The organism is Variovorax sp. LG9.2, assembly GCF_035018885.1.
Taxonomy (GTDB): Bacteria; Pseudomonadota; Gammaproteobacteria; order Burkholderiales; family Burkholderiaceae_C; genus Variovorax.
In genome coordinates this window covers 41,865-57,409 of sequence record NZ_JASJXB010000021.1, presented here as the reverse complement: position 1 = coordinate 57,409, position 15,545 = coordinate 41,865, and the positions used below count along the sequence as shown (strand labels likewise).

Sequence of the window (15,545 nt, the reverse complement as noted above, 5' to 3'; positions counted from 1 at the left end):
GCATTGTGTGCGAGCCGCGACAATCGACACCAGATGCCACCGATCTTCCCCGACTCGACCGCGGACGCAGAAAATCCACCTGAGCCCGCCATCGAAAGGCACGCTCCTCGCGTCGGCGCGTTCGACCCGCTGAGCCTGCCGGTGTTCCGCATGCTGTGGAGCACCTGGCTCATCGCCAATGTCTGCATGTGGATGAACGACGTGGCGGCGGCGTGGATGATGACCACGCTCACCACGACGCCGATCTGGGTCGCGCTGGTTCAGTCGGCCTCGACCTTGCCGGTGTTCCTGCTCGGACTGCCGAGCGGCGCATTGGCGGACATCCTGGATCGGCGGCGCTGGCTGATCGCCACGCAGTTCTGGCTGGCCGGCGCCGCCGTCGTGCTGTGCGCAGCGAGCGTGCTCGACCTCATCAACGCGCCGCTGCTGCTGGCACTCACCTTCGCCAACGGCATCGGGCTGGCGATGCGCTGGCCGGTGTTCGCGGCCATCGTGCCGGAGCTGGTGCCGCGCACCCAATTGCCGGCAGCGCTCGGCCTCAACGGCATCGCGATGAACGCATCGCGCATCATCGGCCCGCTGCTGGCCGGCGCGATCATCGCCAGTGCGGGCAGCGTCTGGGTTTTCGGACTCAACGCGGTGCTGTCGGTGGCCTCCGGCTTTGTCGTGATGCGCTGGCGGCGCGAGCACATACCCAATCCGCTCGGGCGTGAAAAGCTCATCGGCGCGATGCGCGTCGGCGTGCAGTTCGTGCGGCAATCGCAGCGCATGCGCGCGGTGCTCGTGCGCATCTCGATCTTCTTCCTGCATTCCACCGCGCTGCTCGCCCTGCTGCCTTTGCTGGCGCGCGGCCTGCACGGCGGCGATGCCGGCACCTTCACGCTGTTGCTCGCTTCGATGGGTGCGGGTGCGATCGTCGTGGTGCTGTTCCTGCCGCGGTTGCGCCAGGCTTTCGACCGCGATCAACTGGTGCTGCGCGGCACGCTCATCCAGTCGGCCGCCACGGCTGTGATGGCCTACGCGCCCAACACCTGGGTCGCAGTGCCCGCCATGTTCTTCGCCGGTGCCGCCTGGATCACTGTGGCCAATTCACTGTCGGTGTCGGCCCAACTCGCATTGCCGGACTGGGTGCGAGCCCGCGGCATGTCGATGTACCAGATGGCCATCATGGGTGCGACCGCTTTCGGTGCTGCCGTGTGGGGCCAGATCGCCACTGTCGGCACGCTGCAGACCGCCTTGCTGATCGGTGCCGTGAGCGGCGTTCTGATGATGGGCCTGGCGTTGCGCTACGTGGTGGATGGCGGCGGCAGCGACGAAGACAACGACCTGAGCCCCGCGCGTGAAGGCTGGGCGCAGGCGCCTGCGCATCCGGCACCGGGCGAAGGCCGCGTCGTCATCACGGTCGAGTACATCATCGATCCGGCACGGGCCGCGACCTTTCATCTGGTGATGCAGCAGACGCGCCGCACGCGCCTGGCCGAAGGCGCGATCGGCTGGGAACTGCTCAACGACATTCGCGAGCCGGAACGCTATGTCGAGCAGATCGTCGATGCGTCGTGGACCGAGCATCTGCGGCGCTTCAACCGTGCGACCGCCGCCGATCTGGCGCTGCGTGAACGCCGGCTCGCGTTTCATCTGGGAGAAGGCCCACCGGTCGTCACGCGCTACATAGTCCGGCGCTGACGCGCTCTGCGTCAGGGCTTCTTCGTGGGCAATTCGATGCCAGGGAAGATCTTGATCACCGCGCTGTCGTCTTCCTTCGCAAAGCCGGCGGTCGAGGCTTGCATGAACATCTGGTGCGCGGTGCTCGACAACGGCAACGGAAACTTAGTCGCGCGCGCCATGTCGAGCACGATGCCGAGGTCTTTCACGAAGATGTCGACGGCCGACAACGGTGTGTAGTCGGCGGCGAGCACGTGGGCCATCCGGTTTTCGAACATCCAGCTGTTGCCGGCGCTGTGCGTGATGACTTCGTACAGCGCGGCCGGGTCGACGCCTTCACGCAGGCCGAGTGCCATCGCCTCCGCCGCCGCGGCAATGTGCACGCCGGCCAGCAACTGGTTGATGACCTTGACCTTGCTGCCCGCGCCGGCCTTGTCACCCAGGCGGTAGACCTTGGCGGCCATTGCATCGAGCACTTCGCCGACCTTGGCATAAGCCTCGGGTGTCGCGGCCGTCATCATCGTCATCTCGCCGCTGGCGGCCCGCGCGGCACCACCGGAAATTGGCGCATCGATGTACAGCAGGCCCATGGCCTTCAGGCGGGACTCGAAGGCGATCGACACGGTCGGGTCGACGGTGGAACACATCACGAACACACTGCCGGGCTTCATCGTGGACGCGACGCCGTTTGCGCCTTTGTCACCAACACTGCCGAACAGCACGCTCTCGGTCTGCGCCGCGTTCACGACCACCGAGACCACCACGTCGCACTGCGCACCCAACTCGGCCAGCGACGCACAGGCGGCGCCGCCGTCTTTAGCGAACGCATCGGCAACTTCTTTGCGCACATCGAACACGCGCAGGTCGAAGCCCTTGCGGCGCAACGATTGCGCCATGCCGCTGCCCATGGCACCGAGGCCGATCAGACCAATCTTCAACGTCATCTTGTCGTCTCCTTTTGTTGTGTAGCTAAGCCAGTAGTTTTTCCAGATCGACATCGACTCGCGTCGCTTCGCGGTCGAGCACGTTCACGCAATACAGCACCTCGATCCATTGCTCTGCGCGCACCGCTGATTCCAGTTGACGCGAAGCCTGTGCCGCGCCAAGCGCGAAGATGGCCGAGAAGGCGCCTTTGAGCGCGTGAACGTGCTGTAGCAGCACCGGCGCGTCACGCGCGATCGAGGCCTTGCGAATGGCGCGGCGCCGCAGCGCGATGTCTTCTCGCATCACGCCGGCGAGTTCACGGACAGACGCCATGTCGTTGCCCATGGTCTCCATGAGCCGCGCAAGGTCCAGTGCCGATGCGCCCTTGCGCTCGGGAGCAGGCGCAGAGGCGATAGGCGCTGGCGCTGTCACCACGGCGGTGATCGTCTTGCGCACCGACGGTGCCGAAAGTGAAACGGGCGCCACTGGCGCCGGCCTGCTCGGAAAGGCGCTCAGGTCGAAATCGAATTCAGGCACGAGCACTTCAGGCACCTCGCTCGACGCGCGCATCGCCGACTGCATGGCCTCGGCCAGCCGCGCGGGCGACACGGGCTTGGAGACATAGCCGTCCATGCCCTCGGCAAGGCAACGCTCGCGATCGCCGGCCATCGCATGCGCGGTGAGCGCGACGATGGGCGTGCGCGGGCGGCCGGGCATCGCCGCTTCGCGCGCGCGAATCTGCGCGGTGGCATCGAAGCCGCTCATGACCGGCATCTGCACGTCCATCAGCACCAGATCGAAGCGCTGCCGTTGCCACGCGCTCACGGCCTCCTCGCCGTTGCGCACGACCGTGAAGGTGCACCCCATGTCGCCCAGCAGCCGGCGCATCAACAACTCGTTGACGGCATGGTCTTCCGCCAGCAGCACGTTCAGGCCGTGCACCGTGAGCATGTCGAGCGGAGCCGGCTCCGACAGCACGCTGAAGTCGTCGTTGGCCTCGTCGAACACGGCGGTGAAGCTGAAGGTGCTGCCCTGCTGCGGTCGACTCTCGACCCGGACCTCGCCCTCCATCATGTTCACCAGCCGCGCACAAATCGCCAAGCCCAGGCCGGTGCCGCCGTGTCGCCGTGTGGTCGATGCATCGGCCTGCGTGAAGGCCTCAAAAATCTGCCGCTGCTTGTCCTCCGGGATGCCGATGCCAGTGTCGCGCACCGAGAACAGCAGCCGCTGCCGACGCGGCGGAAGATCGCCCTGGTCGTCGTCGACAGCCAGCGTGACATGGATGCTGCCGCGTTCGGTGAACTTGATGGCGTTCGACATCAGGTTCGACATCACCTGGCGCAACCGCCCGGGGTCACCCACGACCACCGGCGGTACATCGGGCTCGATGTCGATGTCGACACTCACGCCTTTCTTTTCCGCAGCCGGGACGTGCAGCGCGACCACGTCGTTGATCCAGCGTTCGACGTCGAAGCGGATCTGCTCGAAGACCAGCTTGCCGGCTTCGATCTTGGACAGGTCGAGCACGTCGTTCAGCAAGCCCAGCAAGGCGGTGGCCGAGCTGTCGACCAGTTGCAGGTAGCGCCGCTGCTCGGCATCGAGCTTCGACTGGTGAAGGAGCCGAGTGAGTCCGAGGATCGCGTTGAGCGGCGTGCGCACTTCGTGGCTCATGTTGGCGAGGAACTCGCCTTTGGCGCGGCTGCTTTCCTCGGCCTCGGCGCGCGCCTTGTCGATCTCGGCCAGCATCTCGCGGCGCGCCGTGATGTCGCGGTTGTAGCCGGTGAGCTTCAGCGGGGCACCGGCGGCATCGCGCTCGGTGATCATTCCGATGCTCTCGATCCAGATCCACCCGGTGGCTGCCGCCACGCGGTGCTCGACCGAATAGCGATCGTTGTTGCCATTGAGGGCAGCCTCGAATGCGGCGCGCACCGCCAGCACATCCTCGGGATGCACCCGCGACAGCAGTCCGCGCAGATCCCAAAGACTGTCGGGCGCGGCATCACCGATCATCTCGTCCCAGCGCAGGCTGAGAAAAATGCGGCCGCTCGGCACATCGCACTCCCACTGCGCAACGCGCGCTGCCTCGGCGACCAGCATGTGGCGCCGCGCCGACACCAGCGTCTTGCGCGAGGCTTCGATTTCTTCGGCCTGGCGCAGCGTCAACGCGTCGAGCGCATCGCGCTCTTCGGACAGCCGCTCGATGCGGACCAGCGCACCTTGCAAGGCGTCGTCGTGCTCAGCATTTGTCATTTCAGATGCGGGTTGTAACTTCGAGGCGTAATAATGAAAACGAATTAGTGCTCGATCAAAAAATCATTTGCCGAACAAATCCACGGCGCCTTTTGGCGCATAAGCCAAAACGAGTATGCACGCGAACGTTGGACTTAAAAACGATGAGGATGATGCCGAGGCAGAGAGCGCCACGGTGCTGCTGGTCGACGACCAGCCAGTCATCGGTCTGATCGTTCGCAAGATGCTGTCGAGCGACACAGCCATCGGATTCCACGAGTGCAACGACGCCACCGCAGCGATCGACACGGCGCGCGCTTGCCGTCCCACTGTCATCCTGCAAGACCTCGACATGCCGGACGCCAATGGGCTCGATCTGGTCATGGCCTATCGCTCGATCCCCTCGCTGCGCAACATCCCGATCATCGTGCTGTCGTCCAACGACGAGCCAGCGATGAAGAAGGCGGCCTTCGCCATCGGCGCCAACGACTACCTGGTCAAGCTGCCGGAGCCGATCGAGTTGATGGCGCGCGTGCGCTACCACTCACGCTCCTACATGGCTCTGCTTCAGCGCGACAACGCCTATCGCGCACTGCACGAGAGCCGGACGAAGCTGCGGCAAAGCAACATGGAGCTGCAGCGCCTGACCAACTCGGATGGACTGACCGGCCTCGCAAACCGTCGCTACTTCAACACGTACATCGAGCAGGCGTGGGCCACATCCCAAAAAGACGCCTCCGTGCTGTCTCTGTTGATGATCGATGTCGACTACTTCAAGCTCTTCAACGATGCGTTCGGCCACCTCGCAGGAGACGACGCGCTGCAGCGGGTCGCGCAAGCGGTGCAGGGCGCGATGGTCGAACCGATGAGTCTTGCCGCGCGATTCGGCGGTGAAGAGTTTGCCGTGATCCTCCCCCTCGTCGGTGCCGAAGCGGCCTGTGAAATCGGCGAACGCGTGCGCCGTGTTGTCGAGGCATTGGGCATTCCGCATCCTTCGGTCGCAGGCGCCAATGTCACCGTGAGCATCGGAGTTGCGACGATGACGGCCAGTGTCGCGACGCGCTCGACCGATCTGATCGCCGCAGCGGATGCCCGGCTCTATTGCGCCAAGTACGACGGACGTAATCGGGTGGTCGGCGCGGCTTAGCGGTCGCGGCGATTGCGCTTGTCCGCAATCGCACATATGCAACAGCAGGGCGTTGTGCACGCCATGTTGGTTGGCAACAAGGAGGTCGTCCGCGAAAATGAAATCTCTCAGATTCGCTCATGATTTCCCACAAAACCCTCTTGAAGTACCACGAACGTTCTACTTGCTCGGTTCAGTGGCCCGAATTCGATCGGGCATTCGCTGCCGACTCGAGTGACGGCCTTGAATTTCCATGACGACCGAAGGCGATCAGCCCGAGGACATCGCTTGCCTGTTCCGTAAGTTCGGCGGCGATCCGACGACATACAAGGAGTTCGCGCCACGCGACGAGCCCGCTGCCGATGTGGGCGTACGGCCACTGATTTCGCCTTTCCCCGCGACTGCACCGGCGCCCGAGCCTGTGCCGCCCTCCGCCGTGACGGCACGGCGTGGCTTGCTGTCCCGATGGCGCAGACCCAGCTGACCAACGTCGTCACGCTGCCGCCCGAGCCGCCACCGGCCGAGTCGCTGCTGCTCGACCATCCGGTGCTGCGTGTCGTCGCTTGGGTCGCCACCTTCGCGCTACTGCCCGCCGTCGTCATCACGCCGCTGACGCTGCACCAGCAGCTCACGCTGTCGGTTGTCATTTTGATCACCGGTCTCGTCGTCAACCGCTTTGCCGGACGCTTCGCCAGCCTGGTGCTTATCTTTCTTTCCGTGGTGGCATCGTCGCGCTACATGTACTGGCGCGTGACCGAGACGATGACCATGGACAGCGCGCTCCAGGTCGTGCTCGGCGCGGGTCTGTTGATGGCGGAGGTCTACGCCTTCATCGTGCTGCTGCTCGGCTATGTCCAGACCGCTTGGCCGCTCGGCCGCAAGCCCGTACCCATGCCGGCCGACCCGGCAGTCTGGCCGACCATCGACGTCTTCATCCCGACCTACAACGAGCCGCTGTCGGTGGTGCGCCCGACGGTGCTTGCCGCGCAGGCGATCGACTGGCCGCGCGACAAGATCAACATCTTCGTGCTGGACGACGGGCGGCGCGAAGAGTTCCGCGTGTTCTGCGAGGCGGTCGGCGTAGCGCACGTCACCCGCACCGACAACAAGCACGCCAAGGCCGGCAACATCAACGCCGCGCTGAAGAACACCAGCGGTGAGTTCGTCGCCATCTTCGACTGCGACCATATTCCGACGCGGTCGTTCATGCAGATCGCATTGGGCTGGTTCGGCCGCGAGCCCAAGCTCGGCATGGTGCAGTTGCCGCACTACTTCTTCTCGCCCGATCCGTTCGAGAAGAACCTCGATACCTTCGGCACGGTGCCGAACGAAGGCGAGTTGTTCTACGGCCTTATCCAGGACGGCAACGACCTCTGGAACGCGACCTTCTTTTGCGGCTCGTGCGCCGTGCTGCGGCGGACCATCTGCGAAGAGGTCGGCGGTATCGCCACCGAGACGGTGACCGAAGACGCGCACACCGCGCTCAAGATCCATCGGCTCGGCTACAGCACCGCGTACCTCGCGCTGCCGCAAGCGGCGGGCCTGGCGACCGAAAGCCTGTCGGGCCATGTCGGGCAACGCATTCGCTGGGCGCGCGGCATGACCCAGATCTTTCGCATCGACAACCCGCTGTTCGGCAAGGGCCTGAGCTGGGCGCAGCGCCTTTGCTACCTCAACGCGATGCTGCACTTCCTGTACGGCCTGCCGCGCATCATTTACCTCACAGCGCCACTGGCTTACCTGTTCTTCGGCGCGAGCGTGATCCACGCCTCGGCCTCGATGATCTTCGCCTACGCGCTGCCGCACGTGTTCCACGCCAACTTCACCAACAGCAGGGTGCAGGGGCGGTTCAGGTATCTGTTCTGGAACGAGGTGTACGAGGCGGTACTGGCCTGGTACATCTTCAGGCCGACGCTGGTCGCGCTCATCAATCCCAAGCTCGGCAGCTTTAACGTGACGGCCAAGGGCGGCCTGATCCAGAAGCAATATTTCGACGCCGAGATCGCGCGCGCGAGCATGTTGCTGATGGCGATCAACTTCGTCGGCGTCGTCGTCGGCTTGTGGCGTCTCACCTTCGTGGATGCCGACAACATCGCGACGGTGTGGCTCAACCTGGCGTGGACCGTCTACAACCTGATGATCCTCGGCGCCTGCGTGGCGGCCGCCAACGAGTCGCGCCAGGTGCGCAGCGCACATCGCGTCGCGCTCGAAGTGCCGGCCACGCTGTACTTTGCCGACGGCCGTTCGATGCACTGCACCACCTCCGATTTTTCGACCGGCGGCCTCGCCCTCGACCTGCCGACCGAGGTGCTGGCCGAGGATGCGACGCCGTTCGAAGTCGCGCTCTATCGCGGCAGCACCGAGTACCGCTTCCCGGCCGTCGTTCGCTTCAACAGCGGCAAGCGGATGGGCCTGCGCTTCGACGCCATGAGCTTCGCGCAGGAGCGCGCGCTGGTGCAGTGCACCACCGCCCGCGCCGACATCTGGGTCGCGCGCTGGGGCAACCATCCGCGCATGGCGGCTCACCGCGTCATGGCACGCATCGCGCACATCAGCGCCATCGGATTCAAAGACATGTTCGCTCACTATCTTCATGCCGCAGCCGGCAAGTTCCACGCGCCGGCGCCCGCCACGGCCGCCCTGCGCGACGCCAAGGATCCGATCTGATGCGCGCCGCTCTCGTTGCCCGTTCCGGCGTCGTGTGCGGCGTCGTCGCGCTGCTCGTTTTGGCGACTGCACCGGTCGACATCGCATGGGCGCAAGCCCGGCCTGCGGCGAGCGCCGTGCCGGCATTGCCCGCGGCTGTTCCAGCCGCCAGCGGCGACCCCCGCACGCTCAACCTCACACAGCTCGGGCTCAACTACGCCATCAAGCTGCGTGGCGTCAGCGGGACTGTCGGCATTCCGTTCAGCGTGCGTGCCGACGAGCTCGTCACCGCTGCTTCTCTGCGGCTCAACTACGCCTTCTCGCCGTCGCTCATTCCCGCGCTGTCGCACCTCAAGGTGAGCGTGAACGATGTCGAGGTGACGACCTTGCCGTATGGCGCGGCCGAGGCAGGCAAACCGCAGACCGTCGACATCCCGATCGACCGCCGCCTCATCGCGGACTTCAACCGCATCAACATCGAGCTGGTCGCGCACTACACGAACGAATGCGAAGACCCCGACCACAGCAGCCTGTGGGCCACCGTCGACGCGTCGAGCGCGCTGACGCTCAACGTGACGCCGCTCAAGGTCACGAGCGACCTCGCGACGCTGCCGCAGCCCTTCTTCGACCGGCGCGACGTGCGGCGCGCGAGCATTCCGTTCGTCTTCGCCGGAGCGTCGGCCTCTGCAGCGTCGACCACCGCTGCGCTGAGTGCGGCCGGCATCGTGTCGTCGTGGCTCGGCGGGCTTGCCGGCTATCGCGGCGCGACCTTTCCGGTGACGACCGGAGAGTTGCCCACTGCGGCGCACACAGTCGTCTTTGCCACGCCGGAGAGCAGCATCGCAGGCCTCATCCTGCCAGCGATCAAAGGACCGACTCTGACCGTGGTCGACCATCCACGCGACCCGGCCTTCAAGCTGTTGCTGGTGATGGGCCGCAACGCTGCCGAGCTGACCACCGCTGCATCGGCGCTGGCACTCAACAGCCGCGCGTTCACCGGCGCGACCTCGACCATCGCCGACCTGCAGTTGCCCGCGCCGCGCAAGCCGCACGATGCGCCGCGATGGATTTCAAGTGACCGCCCTGTCATGCTCGGCGAGCTGGCACCAGGGCCCGTTTTTTCCGTGTCGGGCTACACGCCGGATGTGGTCAAGGTCGATCTGCTGATCCCGCCAGACCTCTTCACCTGGCGCAGCCGCGGCATCCCGCTCGACCTGCAATACCGCTACACGCCCCGCGTGCGGCCCGACCAATCGACGCTGAACCTGAGCGTCAACGACACCTTCATCGGATCGTTGCCGCTGCGTGCGGCCAACATGGCGAGCGATGCCTGGTGGAACGTGTTCGCGCTGAAGTTGCTGCCCGATGGTTCGGCCCTGCACAGCACCCAGCTGCATCTGCCGCCGCTCGCCATGGGCTCGCGCAGCCAGCTCCGGATGCACTACTACTTCGAGCAGCCGAGGACCACCTGCACACCCGTACTGGACAACGTGCGCGGCGGCATCGACCCGACCTCGACCATCGACGTATCGAGCTTTCCGCACTACATCGCGATGCCCGAACTGGCCGCTTACGCAAATGGCGGCTTCCCGTTTTCGCGGATGGCCGACCTGGCCGAAACCGCGGTCGTGATGCCCGATCGCGCGGAGCGGGGCGACATCGAAACCTACCTCGCGCTGATGGGCCACATCGGCGACGTGACCGGCTACCCGGCCCTGCGCGTCACGGTCGGCTCGGCTTCCAACGTCGATCAGTGGGCCGACAAGGATCTGCTGGTGCTCGGCAACCTGAAGAACCAGCCGCTCTTCACCCGATGGGCCGCACAGATGCCGTTGCGGCGCGACCCTGCCGCAGCTGCAGGCCAGGGCGCCGAGCAGTTCCACATCGGTACCTGGTTCGAAGACACGCTGAATTTGATCCAGGGCTCGCGTCAACGCGAAGACCTGCCCACCAGCACCACGCAGATGTCGGTGTTCGAAGAGCGCACCGATGCCGTGCTGGCGGGCTTTCAGTCGCCGCTTCGTGCCGGCCGCAGCGTGGTCGCGGTGGTGGCCAACGAAGCCTCGCAACCAGCGCTCGTCAACGCGCTGCTGACGCCCGATCTGCTGCAACGCATCCAGGGCAGCATGTCGATCGTGCGGTCGGCGCAGGTGAGCAGCCTGCTGAGCGGCGAGACCTACTACGTGGGCACGCTACCGCCGTTCACCTGGCTGCAATGGAACCTGTCGCGCAGCCCGTTGCTGCTGGCAGGGCTGGTCGTGCTCGTCGCGCTGCTGGGTGCCGGCGTCTCTTTCGCCAGTCTGCAATTGCTGGCCCGCAAGCGCTTGCGTCGCCAATGAATCCATTTGTTTCCTCCATCGCAGACCGGCGTCGCTGGCTGGCCGGCCTGGCGCTGTCACCGCTTGCTGCGAGCCTTGCCGCATGGCCTGCCTGGGCGCGCGCTGGCGCCGGCGACTGCATCACGTCGTCCGACTGGTCGCGCTTTGCCGCACGCCACATCCAGGCCGATGGCCGCGTGATCGACTTCGACACGCCGCAACAGCAGTCGACCTCCGAGAGCCAGTCGTACGGCCTGTTCTTTGCGCTGGTGCACAACGACCGCGACACCTTCGCCCGCGTGCTGACATGGACCGACACCAACCTGGCCGGCGGCAGTCTTGCCACGCGCTTGCCGGCCTGGCAATGGGGACGCCAGCCCGACGGCAAAAGCTGGGGCGTGCTCGACAGCAATCCCGCTTCCGACGCTGACCTGTGGCTCGCCTATTCCCTGCTCGAAGCGGGCCGCCTGTGGAACCTGCCGCGCTATCGCTCGCTCGGCCGTGCCGTGCTGCAAATGGTCGCGCGCGACGAAGTCACGACGCTTGACGGACTCGGCCGCATGCTCTTGCCTTGGCCGCAGTCAGTGGCCAAGGGCCCGACCTGGCGGCTCAATCCCAGCTACATGCCCCTGCAATTGCTGCGCTACTTTCAGCAGGAGTCGCCGCGAGGGCCGTGGGGCGAGATTGCCGACAACACGCTGCGCATGGTCGGTGCCGTCACGCCGCAAGGCTTCGCGCCCGACTGGTGTGCCTGGTCGAGCGACGACAAGGGCTTCGTCGCCGACCCGGACAAGGGTCCGGTCGGCAGCTACGACGCGATTCGCGTGTACCTGTGGGCCGGCATGCTGGATGCCGAAGACCCGGCCCGCACTTCGCTCCACAAGCACCTCTACGGCCCGCGGCACGCCATCGAGCAAGGCAAGCCGATGCCCGAGTACGTCGACACGGCGACAGGCGTCGGCCGCGGCATCGGCCCGACCGGCTACAGCGCGGCGCTGTTGCCGTACCTCAAGGCGCAAGGCGCCCCCGTGCCTTCTTTGCCGCCGCTGTCCCCGACGCACAAGCCGCTCCCGTACTACGAACGCGTGCTGATCCTCTTCGGCCAGGGCTGGCTCGAGGGCCGCTTCGCCTTCGGCAAGACCGGCGAGCTGCAAACCCATTGGAAGTCTCCATGTCCTTCCGCACGACCGACATGAACACCCCCCTCCATGCGCCCTTCGCTTTGTCGCCGACCTCGGTGCGGCAACGCGCTCCGGCACGGCAATGGATCGTCCGGCTCGGCTTGCTCGGTACCTTGTGCGCAGGGGCCGGCGCCGGTGGTTCGGCTTTCGCGCAGAGCGACGCGCGCTCGGCCCTGATCGAGCAAGGCAACTACTGGCAGAGCCTCGGTCGCGCGGAGCTCGCGGAAGCGAGCTGGACGAAGCTGCTGCGCGTCGATCCGAAGTCGGCCGATGCGATGTACGGCATGGCGCAGGTCGAGCTCACTCGCGGCAATGCCGAAGCCGCACGCGGCTGGATCACACAACTGCAAAGCGCGCACCCGACCGATGCGCGTGTGGCGCGTCTGCAGCAGCAGGCTCGGCAGCCCGGTGCACCGGCCAGCGACCTGCAGCGTGCCCGCGCCGCCGCGCAGGCCGGCCACGCGGTTGAAGCCGTGCAGCTCTATCGCGCGCTGTTCGACAACCGGCCACCCCCGACACCACTGGCGCTCGAGTTCTACGAGGTGCTGGGCGGTACGCAGCAGGGCTACGACGAGGCCCGCAAGGGCGTCGCGCAGCTGATCAAAGACCAGCCGAGCAACCTCAACGCCAGGCTCGCATCGGCGCAGTTAGACACCTACCGCGCGCCGAGCCGGCGCGACGGCATCAAGCAACTGGCAGACCTGTCCAGCCAACCCGGCGTGACGGCGCGCGCCAGGGCAAGTTGGCGGCAGGCGTTGCTCTGGCTCGACGCTGGTGCGGGCGACGCCCCGCTCTATCAGGACTACCTGGCGGGTCAGCCCGACGCGGCCGTTTCGGCGCGGCTCGGCACGCTCACGGCAGAACGCAAGGCATCGACCGCTTCGCCGGCTGCACAAGCGCTCGGCGAAGGCTTCAAGGCACTGGACCGCGGCGACAACGCCCTGGCGCAGCAGCGCTTTCGGCAAGCGTTGCACGCGCAACCCGGTGATCTCGACGCACTCGGCGGGCTCGGTTTGATCCGTCTCAGGCAGAAGCGATTTGCCGAAGCCGAGCCGTTGCTGCGACAGGCATCGAAGGCACCGAACGGCGGCAAATGGGCATCGGCCTTGCGCAGCGCCAGCTACTGGACGCTGATCGGCCAAGCCACCGCGGCGCGCGACAGGAACGACACGACCGCCGCGCGCGCGCTGCTGGAGCGCGCTGTGAAGCTCGATGCACGCGAGCCCGTCGGGCAAAAAGCGCTGGCCGATCTGCGCCTTGCCGCGGGCCCGTCCGGTGATGCCGGGCAAGGCTCACGCGTGCGCGTCGAACAGGCGCGCGCGCAAGCCCGCGCCCAAGTCGAAGCGGGCGACAACGCCGGTGCGCAACGCACGCTCGAAGACGCGAGGCTCACCGCGCCCGACAGCCCGTGGGTGCGACTCGACCTCGCCAGCATCTATCGGCGCGACGGCCTCATGACACAGGCGCGCGACCTGATGGACGGCCTCTTGCTGTCACAGCCCGACAAGCCCGACGCGTTGTATGCCAGCGCCTTGTTCGCATCCGATTCAGGCGACCCGGCGTCCGGCCTGCAGTACCTCGATCGCATCCCCGCCAACGCCCGCACGCTCGACATGTCGGCGCTGCAGAACCGCCTGTGGGCGCAGGGCCAGGCACAGCGTGCGCAAGCGCTTGCAATGCAGGGCCAGCTGGCGGCGGCACGCGAGGTGCTGGCACAGGCCGAGGCCGCGCTGGGCGCCAACATGACGGCTGCGCAACGCAGCGATTTCGACAGCTTGCGTGTCGCCTTCACGCTGCGTCAGACCGATGCGCTGCGCGATACCGGCAATCTCGAAGCCGCCCACGACGCGATCGCGCCACTGGTGGCCGAGCGACCGAACGACCCACAGGTGATGGCGGCGCGTGCGCGCCTGTACTCGGCCGCGCACGACGAACGTCAGGCGCTGGCGCTGTACCAGCGCATCCTGCAGCGCAGCCCGACCGATGTCGACACGCTCATCGCGGCGGCCGGCAGCGCGAGCGCATTGCGCGACCACAACGAAGCCGAGCGCTACATCGCCGCTGCGCTGCAACAGGCACCCGACGAATCGCGCGTCCTGGCTGCGGCCGGCCGCATCTATCGCGACGCCGGAGACAACGCGCTGGCCGAGCAGTACTTGCGCGCTGCCGTGTTCGCAGGCATGCCGTTGCCCGGCACGCCGACGGTCGATCCGGTGCTGGCCGAGTTGCAAGCGCTCGAAGCCGAACGCCGTCCGACCCTGAGCGTCGGCACCAGCTTTCGCACACGCGCCGGCGAGGCCGGCATGAGCAGGCTGTCGGACAGGGAGATCCCGATCGAGGCCCGCATCCCGGTCGGCAACGGCAAGATCGTGCTCGGTGCGACGCCGACGTTTCTCGATGCCGGCACGCTGTCGCCGGCGTTCGGCGCGGCCGGTCGCTTCGGCGCCGGGCCGGCCGCCGCGCTCGCGCAACTGCAGGGCACCGCACCGGCCGTCGGCTCGCAGACCGCCAGCGGCGTCGGACTGAGCGTGGGCTACGAAGGCAAGAACTTGAGCGCCAGCATCGGCACCACGCCGCTCGGCTTTCCTGAGACCAATGTCATCGGCAACGTCAGCTACGCCGGCCAGCTCAGTGACAAGGTGTCGCTGAAGGGCGAGCTGTCGCGCCGCGCGGTGACCGACAGCCTGCTGTCTTTCGCAGGTGCCAAAGATGCGCGCACCGGAGAGAAGTTCGGCGGCGTGGTCGCGACCGGTGGCCGGCTCGACCTGACGCGCGACAACGGCACCTACGGCTTCTACGGCTACGGTTCGTACCACGCGCTGACCGGCACCAACGTGCAGAACAACAATCGCGCCGAACTGGGCGGCGGCATCTACGTGCACCTGATGAAGAGCGCCACGTCGAGCCTCACCGCGGGCATCAACATCGACCTGCTGCACTACGACAAGAACCTGAGCTACTACACCTTCGGGCAGGGCGGCTACTTCAGTCCGCAGCGCTACATGAGCGTCGCGTTTCCAATCGACTGGACCGGCCAGGACGACCGTCTGTCGTGGCGGCTCAACGCATCGTTGGGCGTGCAGTCGTTCACCCAGAACGATTCGCCGTATTTCCCGACCGACCCCACACGCCAGTCGGACGCCGCCCGCGCGACCGCGGTCGCCACGGCGCTCGGCGTCAACAGCGTGCCGTTCACTGGCTCGTACCTGGAATCGAGCAAGACCGGCCTCGCCTACAACCTGGCCGGCCTGCTCGAATACCAGTTGGCACCGCAGGTCTACCTGGGTGGTTTGCTGAGCTTCAACAATGCGCAGAACTACCGCCAGGTCACCGGCGGCATCTACCTGCGCTACCTATTCGGCGGCTCGTCGGAGGCAGGCCGGTCGCGCAACGGTGGCGCCACGCTGCGTCCGCTCAGCTCCCCTTACACGCCGCTGCTTTGAAGCGTTGCTTTGGGGC

9 protein-coding genes are annotated in these 15,545 nt (G+C 66.3%); 7 read left to right on the top strand and 2 right to left on the bottom strand.

The features are described 5' to 3' along the window. Nucleotides 1-33: 33 nt before the first annotated feature. A complete protein-coding gene (locus QN413_RS19265) occupies nucleotides 34-1,683 on the top strand; it encodes an MFS transporter (RefSeq protein WP_323498189.1) in 1,650 nt (549 codons plus the stop codon). An 11-nt stretch (nucleotides 1,684-1,694) separates the two neighbouring features. On the opposite strand, the gene ltnD is transcribed toward QN413_RS19265, so the two are convergent. Both ltnD and QN413_RS19255 read right to left on the bottom strand, forming a co-directional pair. Continuing rightward, on the bottom strand, nucleotides 1,695-2,606 hold the full coding sequence (gene ltnD, locus QN413_RS19260; protein ID WP_323498188.1) for an L-threonate dehydrogenase: 912 nt from the start codon (nucleotides 2,604-2,606) through the stop codon (nucleotides 1,695-1,697). A gap of 25 nt (nucleotides 2,607-2,631) precedes the next feature. Further along, nucleotides 2,632-4,836 carry a PAS domain-containing hybrid sensor histidine kinase/response regulator gene (locus QN413_RS19255; RefSeq protein ID WP_323498187.1) on the bottom strand — a complete coding sequence of 735 codons (2,205 nt, stop codon included), beginning with the start codon at nucleotides 4,834-4,836 and terminating at the stop codon, nucleotides 2,632-2,634. Between the two features lie 115 nt (nucleotides 4,837-4,951). On the opposite strand from QN413_RS19255, the gene QN413_RS19250 reads away from it, so the two are divergent. From QN413_RS19250 to QN413_RS19225, 6 genes are all read left to right on the top strand, one after another. Beyond that, a complete protein-coding gene (locus QN413_RS19250; protein ID WP_323498186.1) occupies nucleotides 4,952-5,962 on the top strand; it encodes a diguanylate cyclase domain-containing protein in 1,011 nt (336 codons plus the stop codon). Nucleotides 5,963-6,194: 232 nt separating this feature from the next. Beyond that, nucleotides 6,195-6,425: a BcsR/BcsP family cellulose biosynthesis protein gene (gene bcsR, locus QN413_RS19245; protein WP_323498185.1), complete on the top strand. Its 231-nt coding sequence runs from the start codon at nucleotides 6,195-6,197 to the stop codon at nucleotides 6,423-6,425. After that, nucleotides 6,407-8,608 carry a UDP-forming cellulose synthase catalytic subunit gene (bcsA, locus tag QN413_RS19240; protein WP_323498184.1) on the top strand — a complete coding sequence of 734 codons (2,202 nt, stop codon included), beginning with the start codon at nucleotides 6,407-6,409 and terminating at the stop codon, nucleotides 8,606-8,608. The genes bcsR and bcsA overlap by 19 nt, the downstream gene beginning before the upstream one ends. Then, the gene (bcsB, locus tag QN413_RS19235) at nucleotides 8,608-10,926 is read left to right on the top strand and encodes a cellulose biosynthesis cyclic di-GMP-binding regulatory protein BcsB (protein ID WP_323498182.1); all 2,319 of its coding nucleotides are present in this window, start codon (nucleotides 8,608-8,610) and stop codon (nucleotides 10,924-10,926) included. Before bcsA ends, bcsB begins: the two co-directional genes overlap by 1 nt. Further along, complete coding sequence (gene bcsZ, locus QN413_RS19230; protein WP_323498181.1) at nucleotides 10,923-12,101, top strand: cellulose synthase complex periplasmic endoglucanase BcsZ; 1,179 nt, start codon at nucleotides 10,923-10,925, stop codon at nucleotides 12,099-12,101. The genes bcsB and bcsZ overlap by 4 nt, the downstream gene beginning before the upstream one ends. Continuing rightward, nucleotides 12,077-15,529: a cellulose biosynthesis protein BcsC gene (locus QN413_RS19225; RefSeq protein WP_323498179.1), complete on the top strand. Its 3,453-nt coding sequence runs from the start codon at nucleotides 12,077-12,079 to the stop codon at nucleotides 15,527-15,529. Before bcsZ ends, QN413_RS19225 begins: the two co-directional genes overlap by 25 nt. Nucleotides 15,530-15,545 lie beyond the last annotated feature (16 nt).

What these genes read in the sequence shown, in the direction of transcription:
- QN413_RS19265 (WP_323498189.1), top strand. Translation starts at nt 34, where the DNA reads ATGCCACCGATCTTCCCCGACTCGACCGCGGACGCAGAAAATCCACCT.
- ltnD (WP_323498188.1), bottom strand. Translation starts at nt 2,606, where the DNA reads ATGACGTTGAAGATTGGTCTGATCGGCCTCGGTGCCATGGGCAGCGGC.
- QN413_RS19255 (WP_323498187.1), bottom strand. Translation starts at nt 4,836, where the DNA reads ATGACAAATGCTGAGCACGACGACGCCTTGCAAGGTGCGCTGGTCCGC.
- QN413_RS19250 (WP_323498186.1), top strand. Translation starts at nt 4,952, where the DNA reads ATGCACGCGAACGTTGGACTTAAAAACGATGAGGATGATGCCGAGGCA.
- bcsR (WP_323498185.1), top strand. Translation starts at nt 6,195, where the DNA reads ATGACGACCGAAGGCGATCAGCCCGAGGACATCGCTTGCCTGTTCCGT.
- bcsA (WP_323498184.1), top strand. Translation starts at nt 6,407, where the DNA reads ATGGCGCAGACCCAGCTGACCAACGTCGTCACGCTGCCGCCCGAGCCG.
- bcsB (WP_323498182.1), top strand. Translation starts at nt 8,608, where the DNA reads ATGCGCGCCGCTCTCGTTGCCCGTTCCGGCGTCGTGTGCGGCGTCGTC.
- bcsZ (WP_323498181.1), top strand. Translation starts at nt 10,923, where the DNA reads ATGAATCCATTTGTTTCCTCCATCGCAGACCGGCGTCGCTGGCTGGCC.
- QN413_RS19225 (WP_323498179.1), top strand. Translation starts at nt 12,077, where the DNA reads ATGTCCTTCCGCACGACCGACATGAACACCCCCCTCCATGCGCCCTTC.